Source organism: Paracoccus gahaiensis, from assembly GCF_005048225.1.
Lineage (GTDB): Bacteria > Pseudomonadota > Alphaproteobacteria > Rhodobacterales > Rhodobacteraceae > Paracoccus > Paracoccus gahaiensis.
In genome coordinates this window covers 106,828-120,751 of record NZ_SUNI01000002.1, presented here as the reverse complement: position 1 = coordinate 120,751, position 13,924 = coordinate 106,828, and the positions used below count along the sequence as shown (strand labels likewise).

The 13,924-nt window shown below is 71.9% G+C and carries 14 protein-coding genes; 6 read left to right on the top strand and 8 right to left on the bottom strand.

The genetic code is table 11. The annotated features are described in order from the left end of the window. Genes FA743_RS03605 through FA743_RS03595 form a run of 3 tightly spaced genes read right to left on the bottom strand, consistent with a single transcriptional unit; the run spans position 1 to position 1,470 of the window. Complete coding sequence (locus tag FA743_RS03605; RefSeq protein ID WP_246054818.1) at positions 1-369, bottom strand: biopolymer transporter ExbD; 369 nt, start codon at positions 367-369, stop codon at positions 1-3. 16 nt (positions 370-385) lie between these two features. Then, positions 386-784: an ExbD/TolR family protein gene (locus FA743_RS03600; RefSeq protein ID WP_136884519.1), complete on the bottom strand. Its 399-nt coding sequence runs from the start codon at positions 782-784 to the stop codon at positions 386-388. Then, entirely contained in the window at positions 781-1,470 is a 690-nt protein-coding gene (locus FA743_RS03595) for a MotA/TolQ/ExbB proton channel family protein (protein ID WP_136884518.1), read from the bottom strand. The genes FA743_RS03600 and FA743_RS03595 overlap by 4 nt, the downstream gene beginning before the upstream one ends. A 246-nt stretch (positions 1,471-1,716) precedes the next feature. Between FA743_RS03595 and mobA the strand changes: the two genes are divergently transcribed. From mobA to FA743_RS03575, 4 genes are all read left to right on the top strand, one after another. Next, on the top strand, positions 1,717-2,331 hold the full coding sequence (gene mobA, locus FA743_RS03590) for a molybdenum cofactor guanylyltransferase MobA (protein ID WP_136884517.1): 615 nt from the start codon (positions 1,717-1,719) through the stop codon (positions 2,329-2,331). Beyond that, on the top strand, positions 2,318-3,193 hold the full coding sequence (locus tag FA743_RS03585; protein WP_136884516.1) for a hypothetical protein: 876 nt from the start codon (positions 2,318-2,320) through the stop codon (positions 3,191-3,193). Before mobA ends, FA743_RS03585 begins: the two co-directional genes overlap by 14 nt. 174 nt (positions 3,194-3,367) lie before the next feature. Continuing rightward, positions 3,368-4,135: a TspO/MBR family protein gene (locus FA743_RS03580; protein ID WP_136884515.1), complete on the top strand. Its 768-nt coding sequence runs from the start codon at positions 3,368-3,370 to the stop codon at positions 4,133-4,135. Continuing rightward, the gene (locus FA743_RS03575; protein ID WP_136884514.1) at positions 4,132-4,668 is read left to right on the top strand and encodes a glutathione peroxidase; all 537 of its coding nucleotides are present in this window, start codon (positions 4,132-4,134) and stop codon (positions 4,666-4,668) included. Before FA743_RS03580 ends, FA743_RS03575 begins: the two co-directional genes overlap by 4 nt. Before the next feature lie 10 nt (positions 4,669-4,678). On the opposite strand, the gene FA743_RS03570 is transcribed toward FA743_RS03575, so the two are convergent. Together FA743_RS03570 and FA743_RS20430 are read right to left on the bottom strand one after the other, a co-directional pair. Further along, positions 4,679-5,344, bottom strand: coding sequence for an SDR family NAD(P)-dependent oxidoreductase (locus FA743_RS03570; protein WP_342774365.1), 666 nt, complete (start codon positions 5,342-5,344; stop codon positions 4,679-4,681). Continuing rightward, the gene (locus FA743_RS20430; RefSeq protein WP_211242189.1) at positions 5,344-6,720 is read right to left on the bottom strand and encodes a cryptochrome/photolyase family protein; all 1,377 of its coding nucleotides are present in this window, start codon (positions 6,718-6,720) and stop codon (positions 5,344-5,346) included. Before FA743_RS20430 ends, FA743_RS03570 begins: the two co-directional genes overlap by 1 nt. Before the next feature lie 161 nt (positions 6,721-6,881). Here FA743_RS20430 and cobA point away from each other — a divergent pair, with 161 nt between their 5' ends. Both cobA and FA743_RS03555 read left to right on the top strand, forming a co-directional pair. Further along, positions 6,882-7,634: a uroporphyrinogen-III C-methyltransferase gene (gene cobA / locus FA743_RS03560; RefSeq protein ID WP_136884511.1), complete on the top strand. Its 753-nt coding sequence runs from the start codon at positions 6,882-6,884 to the stop codon at positions 7,632-7,634. A gap of 150 nt (positions 7,635-7,784) precedes the next feature. Further along, entirely contained in the window at positions 7,785-11,204 is a 3,420-nt protein-coding gene (locus tag FA743_RS03555; RefSeq protein ID WP_246054817.1) for a calcium-binding protein, read from the top strand. On the opposite strand, the gene queG is transcribed toward FA743_RS03555, so the two are convergent. The 3 genes from queG to mtgA form a co-directional block, all read right to left on the bottom strand. Beyond that, positions 11,201-12,247 carry a tRNA epoxyqueuosine(34) reductase QueG gene (queG, locus tag FA743_RS03550; RefSeq protein ID WP_136884510.1) on the bottom strand — a complete coding sequence of 349 codons (1,047 nt, stop codon included), beginning with the start codon at positions 12,245-12,247 and terminating at the stop codon, positions 11,201-11,203. The genes FA743_RS03555 and queG overlap by 4 nt on opposite strands. 67 nt (positions 12,248-12,314) lie before the next feature. Further along, positions 12,315-13,001, bottom strand: a complete 687-nt coding sequence (fzlA, locus tag FA743_RS03545; RefSeq protein ID WP_136884509.1) for an FtsZ-binding protein FzlA — start codon at positions 12,999-13,001, stop codon at positions 12,315-12,317. 79 nt (positions 13,002-13,080) lie between these two features. After that, positions 13,081-13,812: a monofunctional biosynthetic peptidoglycan transglycosylase gene (gene mtgA, locus FA743_RS03540; protein WP_136884508.1), complete on the bottom strand. Its 732-nt coding sequence runs from the start codon at positions 13,810-13,812 to the stop codon at positions 13,081-13,083. Positions 13,813-13,924 lie beyond the last annotated feature (112 nt).

Here is a 13,924-nt window from a genome sequence, read left to right as displayed (position 1 = left end):
TCAGCCTCCGGTGACGACCAGATGCGCGCCCGCCGGGGCGATCTTGCGCAGCCGCTTCAGATGGCCCGCCAGGATCGCGGCGGGCAGGGCGGCATCGGCGCGGATCTCGACCGGATCCGCGCCGCCTCGGGCCACCAGCGCCGTCCAGACCGCCGCGCCGCGCGCCTCGTTCCAGGCCAGCTCGTTCCCGGCCGAGATGTAGAGCACGTCGCGGGCCCCGGCGGCGGTCTCGGACCGGCTGTCGGGCGGGGTCAGCGGAAAGGGCGTCGGCTGGGTGATCTGCGCGGTCAGCAGGAAGAAGATCAGCAGCAGGAAGACGACGTTGATCATCGGGATGATCGATTCGCCGCGCGGCTTCCGGGGGGGCATGTCGATGCGCATGGGCCTATTCGATCAGGATGAGGTTCGGGATGCCGCCGTCGCGCAGCAGGTCCATGACGCCGACCAGTCGCTGCAGGTCGGCCCCGTCGCGCGGGCGCAGGATCACCGCCGCATCGGGCTGGGGCATCAGCGCCGCGACGCCCGCGACCAGCGACCCGGGCGCGGTCTCGACGCCGTTCACCGACAGCGCCTGGGGGCGCACGTCGACCAGCCGGGGCGCGCCCTGCCAGTCGGTGCCCGTGCCCTCGGCGCCGCCCGAGATGGGCAGCACGGCATCGGTGCCGAAGCGCGAGGCCAGCATGAAGAAGATCAGCAGCAGGAAGACCACGTCGATCATCGGCGTCAGCGACATCCGGCGCGGATGGCGCCGGGGCCCCAGATCGAACCCGGTCGTCCCGCTCATTCCGCAGCCTCGAGCCGGCTGCGGGCCGGGGGGGCGGCGGGCGCGTCGCGGGCGACGAAGACGCGGGTGGCCAGATCCTCCAGATCCGACTGCAGCCGGTCCGCGATGCTTTCGAACCAGGACAGGGCCACGCCCGCCGGGATCGCCACGGCCATGCCGGCGGCGGTGGTCAGCAGCGCCACCCAGATGCCGCCCGCCAGATCGGACGGATCGGCCTGGTTGCCCGAGCTTTGCAGCACCTGGAAGGCCGCGATCATGCCCAGGACCGTGCCCAGCAGGCCCAGAAGCGGGGCGATGGTGGCGATCAGCTCCAGCGCGCGCAGGCCGGCGCGGGACCGGAACAGCGCCTGGCGGGCGACGCGGGCGGTTTCCTCGCGGGCGGCGGCCTCGTCGAAGCGCGGGTCCAGCGAGGTGCCGATGGCCGCCTGCGCCACCCGCGCCCGGGCCGAGGGGCGGCCGCGCACCTGCTCCATCGCCTCGCGCGGGCGGCCCTGCGCCCACAGGACCAGGGCGGCGCGCGAATGGCTGCCGCCCCAGACCCCCAGGCGCCACAGCGACCACAGCTTCCACAGCACGACCGCCAGGGTGATGACCGACAGGGCCGCGATCAGCCACATGGTCCAGCCCCCGTCGCGGATCAGTCCGAACAGCGGCAGCGCCGCCAGGGAGGTCGCAAGATGGGTCATCGGGTCGGTTCCTTGGACAGGGCGGCCGGGCGGACCGCTTGGAGGGAGGCAGGTGGGGGCGGACGATGCCCGGCGGAAAGGGTCTCGAGGCGCATGGTCCGAATCCCCCCGGGCAGAGCGGGCCGAATGGTTGACGTTTCTGCTCGGGTAAGGAATCTGACGGATTATGTCAAGAATGCGAAGTGCAGATCGTGCAGCCCCATCCCGGCCTTGCCCGGGGGCGCGGCAGCGGGCACAGTCCGGGTCATGACATCCCCCCAGCCCCCCGCGATGATCCTGGCCGGAGGCCGCGCCACCCGCATGGGCGGCGGCGACAAGCCCCTGCTGCCCTTGGGCGGCCGACCGATGCTGGCCCATCTGCTGGACCGCCTGCGCCCGCAGGTGGGCCGGATCGCGCTGAACGCCAATGGCGATCCGGCGCGGTTCGCGGGCTTCGGCCTGCCGGTCCGCGCCGACAGCCTGCCCGACCATCCCGGCCCCCTGGCGGGCGTGCTGGCGGCGCTGGACTGGGCGGCGGAGTGTGGTGCCGATCACGTGCTGACGGTCGCGGGCGACACGCCCTTCCTGCCCCCCGATCTGGCGCAGCGCCTTCTGGCGGCGCGGGGGCCTCGGGGGCTGGCCCTGGCCGCCAGCCTGACCGGAGAAGCCGCGCCGCGCGAGCACCCGACCATCGGGATCTGGCCCGTGGCCCTGCGCGACGATCTGGCCGCGACCCTGGCCGCAGACCAGCGCCGCGTGCGCAGCTTCACCGCCCGCCACCAGCCCGGCCAGGCCCTCTGGCCCGGCGATCCCGACCCCTTCGCCAATATCAACACGCCGGATGATCTGGCCCGGGCCGAGGCGCGGCTTGCCGCGCTTTGACCGCATCCTGATCCTCGACTGGTCGGCGGCGGGCCTCCCCGTGCGCGGCGCCAATTCCATTTGGCTGGGCGACGACCGGGGGATGCTGGCCAATCCCGCCACGCGCGCGCAGGCGGCGGCTCTGCTGGACGCGGCCGTGGCAGAGGCGCGCGCGGCGGGAGCGCGCCTGCTGATCGGCGCGGATTTCGCCTTCGGCCACCCCTCGGGACTGGCCCTGCGGATCACCGGGCGGCCCGAGGCGCAGGCGCTGTGGGATCATCTGGAGGCGTGCCATCACGACGACGACGCCAATCGCAGCAGCTATCGCGACGTGGCGGCCGGGATGAACGCGACGCTCGGCAGGCCGGTCTTCTGGGGGGACGGGCGCCGCACCCCGACCCCCAACCTGCCGCGCCTGAAGCCGCCGCCCCATCCGAGCCTCGCCCCGCATCGCGCGACCGAGGCGCCCCTGCCCGGCTGCCCGCGCCCCAAATCGCCCTTCCAGCTGGCGGGCGCGGGCGCGGTCGGTGCGCAAAGCCTGACCGGCATCCCGCGCCTGAACCGCCTGCGCCGGCACCGCGGGGTGACGGTCTGGCCCTTCCAGCCGTGGCACGACGCCATGGTGGTGCTGGCCGAGGTCTATCCCTCGATGATCGCGCCCGAGGTCCGGGCGGCGCGCGGCTATCCCTGCCTCGATGCGGCGCAGGTGGGGCTTCTGGCCCGCAGCCTGCGCCATCTGGACGATCGCGACGCTCTGGTGGCGCTGCTGGCCCCCGACCCGCGCATCGCCGACCTGGCGTCCGAGGGGCAGATCCTGGGCTTCGGCCACACCCCCGCCCTACGCGTCGCCGCCCAAGCGGTGCTGCAGGCCGCCCCGCCCTGACCGGCGTCCATGACCCGTCGCTCCTGCGTTCCGACATCCCGGACCCGTCCCCCGTAACGCACTGCGTTCCCCCGCCGGCCACCCACCGATCCCGACCCCGCGCGTGCCCCGGAACGCCCCCGCCCGGGGCCGCGTTGCCGCCCCGAAGACCCCCGCCCGAAAAGGAAAGACCCCATGTCGAACGCGACCCTGGCCCGGATGGTGCTGCTGGCGGCGCTGGCCTTTGCGGCATCCCCGCTGATCTTTCCGGGCTTCGCGGGCTATGACGCGGGGCGGTTCCCGATCCCGCAGGTCGATCCACCGGTCCAGCCTGAAGGCTGGGCGTTCTCGATCTGGGGGATCATCTATCTGTGGCTGATCCTGGGCGCGGGCTTCGGCCTGTGGCGGCGCAAGGACGACCCGGACTGGCGCGCGATGCGTCCGCCCCTGCTGGCCAGCCTGGCGGTGGGGTCTGTCTGGCTGCCGGTGGCGCAGCACCTGCCGGGGCTGGCGACGCTGATGATCCTGGCGATGCTGGGAGGTGCGATCCTGGCGCTGCTGCGCGCGGGGCGGCGCGATCCGGGCTGGCAGGCGGGGCCGGTGGCGCTCTATGCCGGATGGCTGACGGCGGCCTCGGGCGTGTCGGCGGGGATCTGGCTGGGCGGGCATGGCTGGCTGTCGCCCATCGCCGCCGCGATCCTGGCGCTGCTGGCCGTGTCCGCGCTGGCGCTGGCCGTGCAGACGCGCCGGCCCGGCGCATGGCCCTATCCCGCCGCCGTCATCTGGGCGCTGCTGGGCATCGTCATCGCCAACCTGCAGGCGGGGCCCGGGGGGCGCTGGCCGGTCATCGCCACGGCGGCGCTGGCGGCGGCTGTGCTGTTCTGCCGCATCTGGACGAATCGCCCCGCAGCCGATGATCGGATGGCCCGCCGCACCGACCGCCCCGGAAAGGACCGCCCATGAAACGCCGCGTCTTCCTGTCGCTCGCCACCGCGATCTCGGCCCTGGGGCTGGCGCCCGCGCGCGCCCAGGATGCGCCGCGCTTCACCTTCCCCTCGATCGACGGAGGCGCCTATGACACCGCCGACTGGCGCGGGCGCCCGGTGCTGGTGGTCAACACGGCGTCCCTCTGCGGCTTCTCGGGGCAGCTGCGCGACATGCAGGCGCTGCATGACAGCCACGGGCCGCGCGGGCTGGTGGTGCTGGCCGTCCCCTCGGACGACTTCAACCAGGAACTGGGCAGCGCGCAGGAGGTCAGCAAATACTGCCAGATGGAATACGGCATCACCCTGCCGATGACCGACATCCTGCATGTCGCCAAGGGGGACGTGCACCCCTTCTATGCCTGGCTGCGGCAAGAGACCGGCTTCGTGCCCAAGTGGAACTTCAACAAGGTCCTGCTGGGCCCGCAGGGTCAGGTTCTGGGCCAGTGGGGATCCTTCACCAGCCCCGGCGCGCGCCAGATCCTGCAGGCCGCCGACCCCTTCCTGACCTAGGCGCGACCGCTCACCACGGCACCCGCGCGCCCTTCCAGTCCCAGAAGCTGCCCGTGTCCTCGGGCGTCAACCCGTCGATCACCGCCAGCAGCGCCTCGGCGCTGCGATCGGGGGGTATGGTCGGATAGCGGGCGGCGTATTTCGCGGTCAGCGGCGTTTCCACCGTGCCCGGATGCAGCGCCACCAGGATCGCATGGCGGTTGCGGCGGCGATATTCGATGGCCGCCGTGCGGATGATCTGATTCTGCGCCGCCTTGGCCGCGCGATAGGACACCCAGCCCCCCAGATCGTTGTCGCCGATGGACCCCACCCGCGCAGACAGCGACGCCATCACCGCCCGCCGGTCCCGCGCCAGCAGCGGCGCGAAATGGCGGATGGCCAGCGCCGGGCCGATGGCGTTCAGTGCGAATTGCGCGGCCATCGCCTGCGGATCGACGGCGTCCATGGATTTCTCGGGGCCGTGGCCGTCGATGACCAGCGCGCCGGTGGTGTTGAGGATCAGATCGAACGCCTGCCCCTCCAGCCGCGCCGCGTGGTCGGCCACCGTGTCGGCCCGCGTCAGGTCCAGCCCGTCGCGGCTGCGCGACAGGCCCGTGACCTCGGCCCCCTGCGCCTGCAGCCGCGCGACCAGCGCCGCGCCGATCCCGCCCGAGGCGCCCAGCACCAGCGCCCGCATCACGATTTCAGCCCCTGATAGGCGTCCAGCGCACGTTGCCGCCCCTCGGCCAGCGACAGGGCGGGCTTGGGGCGGTCCTGCAGGTCGATCTTCCACGCCCTCGGCGCGGCCTCGGCAAAGGCCTGCGCGCCCTCGGCATCCGGGTCCAGCCAATAGCGGCGATACTGCGCCTCGGCATCGAACTTCTCGGCCTGCGTCTCGGGGTTGAAGACCCGGAAATAGGGCGCGGCATCGGGGCCGCAGCCCGCCACCCATTGCCAGTTCATCGCGTTCGAGGCCGCGTCCCAATCGCTCAGGCAATGGCCGAACCAGTCCAGGCCCACCTTCCAGTCGGTCAGCAGATGCTTGGTCAGGTAGCTGCCGGTGATCATCCGCACCCGGTTGTGCATCTGGCCGGTCACGAACATCTCGCGCATGCCCGCATCCACCATCGGCACGCCGGTCCGGCCGCGCCGCCAGGCCTCGGCATCGTCATTGTCGCCCCGCCAGGGAAAGCGGGTCCATTCCTCGCGCCACGGGGTCCGGTCCAGATCGGGCGATTCGGCCATCAGCTCGCGCGCGAACTCGCGCCAGCACAGCTCGGACAGGAAATGCTCGGAGCCCGCCGCGCCCTGCTGGTAATCGGGCTGCACCCGCGCCCAGATGCGCCGCGCGCTGATCTCTCCGCAGGCCAGCGCATCGGCCAGCCCCGAGGTCGCGCGGGGCCGCCACGGCAGGTCGCGATCCGCCTTGTAGTCGGGCAGCGGGCCCTCCAGGAATTCCTCCAGCCGGGCATGGGCCTCGTCCTCGCCGGGGCGGGTGTGGCGGGCCAGCACGTCCCAGCCCCGCACCATCGCGGCGCGGGCCTCGGGCCAATCGGTCCCGTCGCTGTCGGGCCAGTCCTCGGGCGCGGTCAGCTTGGGAACCGCAAGCGGCGGCGCGATCTGGACCTGCCGCACGGCCTTCCAGAAGGGCGAGAAGACCTTGTAGACCCCGCCCGACCCGGTCAGCACCGATCCGCGCGGGACCAGATCGGCCAGCGGATGCAGCTGCAATCGCGCGCCGCCGTGCTCGGCCGCCGCCTCCAGCCCGTCATCGGAGGCGAAGGGGAAGCCGGTCGTCGCATGGATGACCGAGGCGCCGGTCTGCCGGGCCAGGGCCTCCAGCACCTCGGCGGGATCGCCGCGCCGCACGATCAGGCGGCTGCCCAACCGCTCCAGCGCCGCCGCCAGGGGGGGCAGCGACAGGGCCTGACGCTCGGCGCTGGCCGGATGGGCGCGGGCCTCGGCGGGGTCCAGGATCACCAGCGGAATGACCGCCCCGTCCTCGGCCGCCGCCACCAGCGCGGGGTGGTCGTCCAGCCGCAGAACCCGTCTGAACCAGCAGATGACCGTCATCGCATTCTCCTGTGTGTTGCCGCACACCACGCGCGACCGCGCCGAAAGTTTCATCGCCCGCGACCCGCGCAAACGGGATGCGTGGCATTGTCACACCGGATGCGGGTGCTATAGCAGGACATCCGCGCGAACTGCCCGCCTTCGAAAGCCCTCCCTGCCCCATGTCCGATCCCGACTTCCCGCCCGGCTTCGTCTCGCTCGTCTCGGCCGGTCCCGGCGATCCCGAGCTGTTGACGCTCAAGGCCGCGCGGCGCCTGTCGCAGGCCGATGTGGTGCTGTTTGACGACCTGGCCTCGGGGCCGGTGCTGGACCATGCCGGCCCGCAGGCCGAGCTGATCGCGGTGGGCAAGCGCGCCGGCCGCCCCTCGGCCCGGCAGGAGGCGGTGAACGCGCTGATCGTCAGCCATGCGCAGGCGGGCCGCCGCGTGGTGCGGCTGAAATCCGGCGATGCGGGCATCTTCGGCCGGCTGGAGGAGGAACTGACCGCCCTGACCCAAGCGGGCATCCCCTTCGAGATCGTGCCGGGCGTCACCTCGGCCAGCGCGGCGGCGGCGGCGATGGGCATCCCCCTGACCCGGCGCCTGACCGCGCGGCGGGTGCAGTTCATCACCGGCGCCGACGTGACCGGCCAGCTGCCCGGCGACATCAACTGGGCGGCGCTGGCCGATCCCTCGGTCACCACCGTCGTCTTCATGGGTCAGCGCAGCTTTCCCCTGCTGGCGCAGGGGCTGATAGCCCACGGCCTGCCGAGCGACACCCCCGCGATGTTCGCCGAGGCCGTGGGCCATCCCGGCCAGCGCCTGCTGCGCAGCACGGTCGCGGATCTAGCCCGCCTGCTGCAGGATCAGGGCCCGGCCAGCCAGCCGGGGCTGATCCTCTACGGTCCGCTGGCCTTCCCGGCCGAGACGGGCTGAGCCCTTCCCCGGCCCGCCCCGCATCCCCCGCGCCCGGGGCTTTTGCCTAAAATGCACCTCAACCATCGCTGGCCAGGCGGGGGTCTTAAGACCATCTTAAGACCTGATCGAACTGCCCGGCCTCCCCCGCGTGCAACCCCGAAAGCCGCCATGATCGTGTACGACCACGTGACCACCCATGGGGTCACGCAACCCCGCTGGCTGTCCCGGATCACCGATCTCGACATCGTCGAGGCAGATGGCCGCAGCGTGCTGGTCGCCGCGAACCAGGCGGGCGGGATCAGCAGCTACGCGATGAACGACCCCGACGACCCGATCCGGATGCTGCACAGCCGCAGCTTCGGCGGCTTCACCTATCAGGGCGCGCCCCGGCTGACCGCGCTGGATCTGGGGGACCGCACCCTGATGCATGTCCACCAGATGGGCGGCGCCGCCGATCTGGCCGCCTCGCTGCGGCTGGACACCGGCGCCCTGGGGCGGTTCAACCGGCTCTTCGCGACCGGCCCGGGGGCGGATCTGACGGCTCTGGGGCAGGTCGATACCGGCGCCGCGCGGATCCTCTATGCCGCCCGCGACGGGGATCTGGGGCTGACCACCTATCGCATGGGCGCGGACGGATCGCTGGCGGCGGCGGGCCGGGCCGTGCTGCCGGTGCCGGCGGGCAGCACCGATGCGACGCTGGACCGGGTGGCCCACGCCACGGTCGGGGGCCAGCACATCCTGGTCGCGGCCTCGGGGAACGGCAATTTCGTCTCGACCCACCTGATGCAGGCCAATGGCAGCCTGAGGCCGGGCAGCGTCCATGTGGCCGGGCGCGGCACCGGCTATGACATCCCCTCGCAGCTGGACACGGTGCGGATGGGCGACCGGACCTTCGTCATCATGGGGGCGGCGGCCTCCAGCTCGCTGACCGTCTTCCGCCTCGGCGCCGAGGGCCAGCTGACCACCGTCGACCATGTCATCGACGAGAGGGCGACCCGCTTCCGCTCGGTCACCGCGCTGGAGACGGTGACGCTCGACGGGCGGGTCTTCGTCTTCGTGGGCGGCGCCGATGACGGCATCAGCGTCTTCACCCTGCTGCCCGACGGGCGGCTGGTCCACCTGACCACCATCGCCGACACCGCCGCCCTGACCCTGGCCGATGTCAGCGCCATCCGGGGTCAGGCCGCCGACGGGCGCATCACGCTGTTCGTCGGCTCGTCGACGGAAACCGGCATCACCCAGTTCATCTTCGACCCCGGCCGCATCGGCACCACTCTGGTGGCCGGCGCGGGCCTCGTGCGCGGCGGGATCTGGGGCGATCTGCTGGTCGCGGGCGCGGCCACCACCCGGCTGGAGGGCGGGGACGGCAACGACATCCTGGTTGCGGGCCCCCGCCCGATCACGCTGGTCGGCGGCACGGGATCGGACATCTTCATCCCCTCGCGCGCAAAGGGCCGCATCTCGATCATGGATTACGACCCGGCGGTGGACCGGCTGGACATGTCCATGCTGGGCAGCGTCCGCAGCATCTGGCAGCTGCGCTTCGTGCCCACCGCCAGCGGCATGACGATCATCTATGGCGACACCATCCTGGAGATCACCAGCCGCAGCGGGCGCGGCCTGACCCTGGCCGACTTCTCGAACATGATGTTCCCCATCTCGCACTACCTGCCGCCCGAGATCGACCCGGTCACCACCCCGCCGCCGCCCTCGACCCGCCCCGTCTGGCTGTTCGGCACCGCCGGCCCCGACCGCCTGATGGGCACCGCCCTGCCCGAGGACATCGCGGGCGGCACCGGCAACGACACGATCTCGGGCGGCGGCGGCAAGGACACGCTGCGGGGCCAGCTGGGCGACGACCTGATCCGCGGGGGCGACGGCGACGACCGGATCCTGGGCGGTCCGGGCCGCGACACGCTGTTCGGCGATGCGGGCCAGGACCTGATCCGCGGCGAGGATGGCGACGACCTGATCTATGGCAATGACGGCAACGACACGCTGGAGGGCGGCCTCGGCAACGACCGGATCTATGGCGGGACCGGGCAGGACCGGCTGATCGGCGGCCCGGGCAACGACACCCTGTCCGGCGATGACGGCAACGACTGGCTGGAGGCGCTCGAGGGCAGCAATGTCCTTCTGGGCGGCGAGGGCAACGACACGCTGGTGGCGGGGGCGGGGGCGGATCACCTGGACGGCGGCGGCGGCAATGACAGCCTGTCCGGGGGGGCGGGCGCCGACCGGCTTTTTGGTGGGACCGGCAACGACACGTTGCGGGGCGAGGACGGCAACGACTGGCTGGAGGGCGGCACCGGCGACGACCTTCTGGACGGCGGGACCGGCAACGACACCCTTCTGGGCGGGTTTGGCCGCGACACGCTGCAGGGGGGCGCCGGCCAGGACCTGATGTTCGGCCAGGAGGATAACGACGTCCTGTCAGGCGGCGAGGGCAATGACACGCTGGATGGCGGGGCCGGCAACGACCGTCTGCTGGGCGGGCCGGGGGATGACAGCCTGCTGGGCAATCTTGGCAACGACATGCTTCTGGGCGGCGACGGCAACGACACGCTGCGGGGCGGCGCGGGCCAGGACACGCTCTATGGCGATGCGGGCAACGATCTGCTGTTCGGGGATGACGGGTTCGACCTGATCTTCGGCGGCCTCGGCGCCGACCGGATCTTCGGCGGGACCGAGGATGACCAGCTTTACGGCGATGACGGCAACGACACGCTGCTGGGCGAGGCCGGGAACGACCGGCTGTTCGGCGGCGCGGGCGACGACCGCCTGAACGGCGGGCTTGGCAACGATATGCTGGACGGCGGCGCGGGCAACGACACCCTGCTGGGGGGCCCGGGAAACGACCGCCTCTTCGGCAGGGACGGCAACGACCTGATGACCAGCTATCGCGGCAATAACGCGATGCGGGGCGGTGGGGGCAACGACACGATGCGCGCGGGCAACGGCAACGACCGCCTGTTCGGCGAGGCCGGCCATGACCGCATGTTCGGGGGCGCCGGCAGGGACCGCATGTTCGGCGGCGCGGGCAACGACCTGCTGGTCGGAGGAGCCGGCAATGACATGCTGCGCGGCGATGCCGGCAAGGACAGGCTGAACGGTGGGTCGGGCCATGACAAGCTGTTCGGCGGCGCGGGCAACGACCGCCTGCTGGGCGCCGCCGGAAACGATACGCTTGTCGGCGGGCTGGGCCATGACGTGCTGCTGGGCGGCCTGGGCGCCGACCGCCTTCTGGGAAGCGCGGGCAATGACACGCTGGTAGGCGGGGCGGGGCGCGACGTGATGCAGGGGGGCGCGGGGCGGGATGTCTTCCGCTATCTCGCGGCGCTCGACAGCCGCCCGGCCCAGGCCGACCTGATCACCGATTTCCGGCCCGGAGAGGATCTTCTGGACATGCGCGCCCTGAACCTCAGCTATGAGGGGCGCGGCGGGCATTCCGGCGCCCGCTCGCTGCGATGGGACCATGTCGGCACGCAGACCCATGTCTATGCGGATGTGACGGGCGATGGCCGGGCCGATCTGATGATCCGCCTTGCGGGACGGCTCGGCCTCGACGGCGACGACTTCCTGATCTAGCCCTGCAAGCCGTCCGGCCGCCCCTCCAGCCGCCCCACCGCCCAGGCCGCCGCCTCGGCCACCACCGGATCGGCATCCCCGCACAGCCCCCGTGCCACCTCGACCAGCGCCGCATCGCCGGAATTCCCGATCGCATAGAGCACGTTCCTGACGAAGCGGTCCCGCCCGATCCGCTTGATCGGCGAGCCCGAGAATCGCGCCCGGAACCCCGCATCATCCAGACCCGCCAGCTCCGCCAGCGGCGGCGCGTCGATGATCCCGCGATAGCGCATCTCGGACCCGACTTGGGCGAACTTGTTCCACGGACAGACCGCCAGGCAGTCGTCGCAGCCATAGATCCGGTTGCCCATCAGCGCCCGCAGATCGGGATCCACAGGCCCCTTGTGCTCGATGGTCAGATAGGAAATGCAGCGCCGCGCATCCAGCCGGTAGGGCGCGGGAAAGGCCCCGGTCGGACAGACATCCAGACAGGCCCGGCAGGACCCGCAATGCCCGCCCTCAGGCGCATCGGCCGGCAGGGGCATGGTGGAAAAGATCGCGCCCAGAAAGAACCAGCTGCCCAGATCGCGCGACAGAAGGTTGGTGTGCTTGCCCTGCCAGCCCAGCCCCGCCGCCTGCGCCAGGGGCTTTTCCATGACCGGCGCGGTATCGACGAAGACCTTGATCTGATGCCCCGGCTCGGGCGCCGCCTCCAGCATCCAGCGGCCCAGCCGCTTCAGCCGCTTCTTGACCAGATCATGATAATCGCGCCCCTGCGCATAGACGCTGACCGCCGCCCGGTCGCGCTGTTCCAGCACCGCCAGCGGATCGCCCTCGGGCGTGTACAGCTCGGCCAGCATGATCACCGACCGCGCCTCGGGCCAGAGCGCGGCGGCATTGCCCCGCCAGGCCACCCGCTCGGCCATCCAGGCCATCTGCCCGTGATGCCCCTCGGCCAGAAAGGCGTCCAGCCGCGCCGCCGTCTCGGGCGCGCCGTCCGGCCGCGTCACCCCCATCCGCGCGAATCCCACCGCGACCGCCTCGGCCGCGATATCGTCTTTCATCTTGGTCCAAATATCCCGGGGGGGATCGCCGTCAGGCGAGGGGGGGCTGGCCCCCCCTGCCCCCGGCTCAGCCGAAATCCAGCTCGGCATAATGCGCCGCCGGATGGATGCCCGGCACCTGATCGGCCAGCACCGACCGGAAGGCCGGGCGCGACTTGATCGTCGCATACCAGTCGCGCAGCGCCTCGGACCGGTCCCAATCCACGTCCGAGATGTAATCCAGGCACGAGAAATGCGCCGCCGCCGTGAAATCAGCCAGGCTCAGCGTGTTGCCCGCCAGCCAGCGCCGCGTCTCCAGCAAGCTTGCCAGGTAATCCATATGCTCCTTGATGGCGCGCAGCCCGTCCTTGACCACCCGGCTGTCGGGATAGCCGGTGCGGGTGATCTTCTTCCACACGCGCTCGTTCAGGATCGGCCGCGTCACCTCGGCATGGAACTTGTCGTCGAACCAGGCACACAGCCGCCGCACCTCGTGCCGCTCCAGCGGCTGCTGCGGCATCAGCGACGGCGCGGGCACCGCCTCGTCCAGATATTCGACGATCGCCTGGCTCTCGGCCAGCAGGTTGCCCCGGAACCGCAGCACCGGCAGCTTGCCGGCCGGGTTGCGGCGCTTCAGGTCGGGCGGACCCTCCCAATAGCGCTCCTCGACCAGCTCGACCTCGATCTTCTTCTCGGCCAGCACCAGCCGCACCTTGCGGCAATAGGGCGACAGGGCGGTGTGATAGAGGCGCGTGGTCTGGGCATTGGTGGTCATGGAGGGGTGAGAACCTGACTGGAGGGGGTGCGATGGCGCCTTGATACGCCCCGCTCCCCCGGCTTTCAACCGCGCCGCGTCATTCGAAGCAGGCCGCGCGCCCGTCGTGGGCGATCGTCGCCGCCCCGTCGGCGATTCCCCGCGACCGGGCCGAGGCCTCCAGCCGCCGCGTCCGGGGCGCGGGCAGCACGGCGGCCAGCCGCGCCGCCTGCACCGGGGTCAGCTGGTCGGGCGTGGTGTCGAAATGCACCCGCGCCGCCGCATCCACGCCGAAGATGCCCGGCCCGAACTCGGCCAGGTTCAGATAGACCTCCAGGATCCGCCGCTTGGACCACAGCGCCTCGATCATCGGCGTCAGCGCCGTCTCGACCGCCTTGCGGGCCCAGCTGCGGGTCTGCCACAGATAGGCGTTCTTGGCCGTCTGCTGCGTCAGGGTCGAGGCCCCGCGCGACGAGCCCGAGGCCACGACCTTGCGGATCTCGGTCATGTCGAAGCCCCAGTGCAGGCAGAAATTCGCGTCCTCGGCGGCCACCACCGACCGGCGCATGACCGGCGCGATGTCGTCCAGCGCCACCCAGTCCCGCGCCACCAGATCATCCGCACGAGACGCCCCCAGCATGGTCCAGGTCAGGGGCGGGTTCACGAAGGCATAGATCGTGACCGATCCCGCCATGACCAGAAAGGCCCGCAGCGCCAGAAAGCGCAGCCAGAACAGCACCCGCCCCTTCAGGGACCGGCGCCGGGCGGGCGGCGCGGCGGACGCGGCGGGAAGCGGCGCGGCACGGTGGCGGAACGGAAGCTTCAGGGCCATGGCCGCATGTCTCATGCCCCGCGCGGCTGCGTCAAGCGCGACCGCCGCCGCCCGGAATGCGACACGGCCCCGCAAGGGGGCCGCGTCAGGATCAGTTCGCTCAAGGCCAAGG

Excerpts from the sequence above, each read along its gene's own strand:
- FA743_RS03605 (WP_246054818.1), bottom strand. The coding sequence starts at position 369 with ATGCCCCCCCGGAAGCCGCGCGGCGAATCGATCATCCCGATGATCAAC.
- queG (WP_136884510.1), bottom strand. The coding sequence starts at position 12,247 with ATGAAAGACGATATCGCGGCCGAGGCGGTCGCGGTGGGATTCGCGCGG.
- FA743_RS03580 (WP_136884515.1), top strand. The coding sequence starts at position 3,368 with ATGTCGAACGCGACCCTGGCCCGGATGGTGCTGCTGGCGGCGCTGGCC.
- FA743_RS03555 (WP_246054817.1), top strand. The coding sequence starts at position 7,785 with ATGATCGTGTACGACCACGTGACCACCCATGGGGTCACGCAACCCCGC.
- fzlA (WP_136884509.1), bottom strand. The coding sequence starts at position 13,001 with ATGACCACCAATGCCCAGACCACGCGCCTCTATCACACCGCCCTGTCG.
- FA743_RS03600 (WP_136884519.1), bottom strand. The coding sequence starts at position 784 with ATGAGCGGGACGACCGGGTTCGATCTGGGGCCCCGGCGCCATCCGCGC.
- FA743_RS03595 (WP_136884518.1), bottom strand. The coding sequence starts at position 1,470 with ATGACCCATCTTGCGACCTCCCTGGCGGCGCTGCCGCTGTTCGGACTG.
- mobA (WP_136884517.1), top strand. The coding sequence starts at position 1,717 with ATGACATCCCCCCAGCCCCCCGCGATGATCCTGGCCGGAGGCCGCGCC.
- mtgA (WP_136884508.1), bottom strand. The coding sequence starts at position 13,812 with ATGGCCCTGAAGCTTCCGTTCCGCCACCGTGCCGCGCCGCTTCCCGCC.
- FA743_RS03575 (WP_136884514.1), top strand. The coding sequence starts at position 4,132 with ATGAAACGCCGCGTCTTCCTGTCGCTCGCCACCGCGATCTCGGCCCTG.
- cobA (WP_136884511.1), top strand. The coding sequence starts at position 6,882 with ATGTCCGATCCCGACTTCCCGCCCGGCTTCGTCTCGCTCGTCTCGGCC.
- FA743_RS20430 (WP_211242189.1), bottom strand. The coding sequence starts at position 6,720 with ATGACGGTCATCTGCTGGTTCAGACGGGTTCTGCGGCTGGACGACCAC.
- FA743_RS03570 (WP_342774365.1), bottom strand. The coding sequence starts at position 5,344 with ATGCGGGCGCTGGTGCTGGGCGCCTCGGGCGGGATCGGCGCGGCGCTG.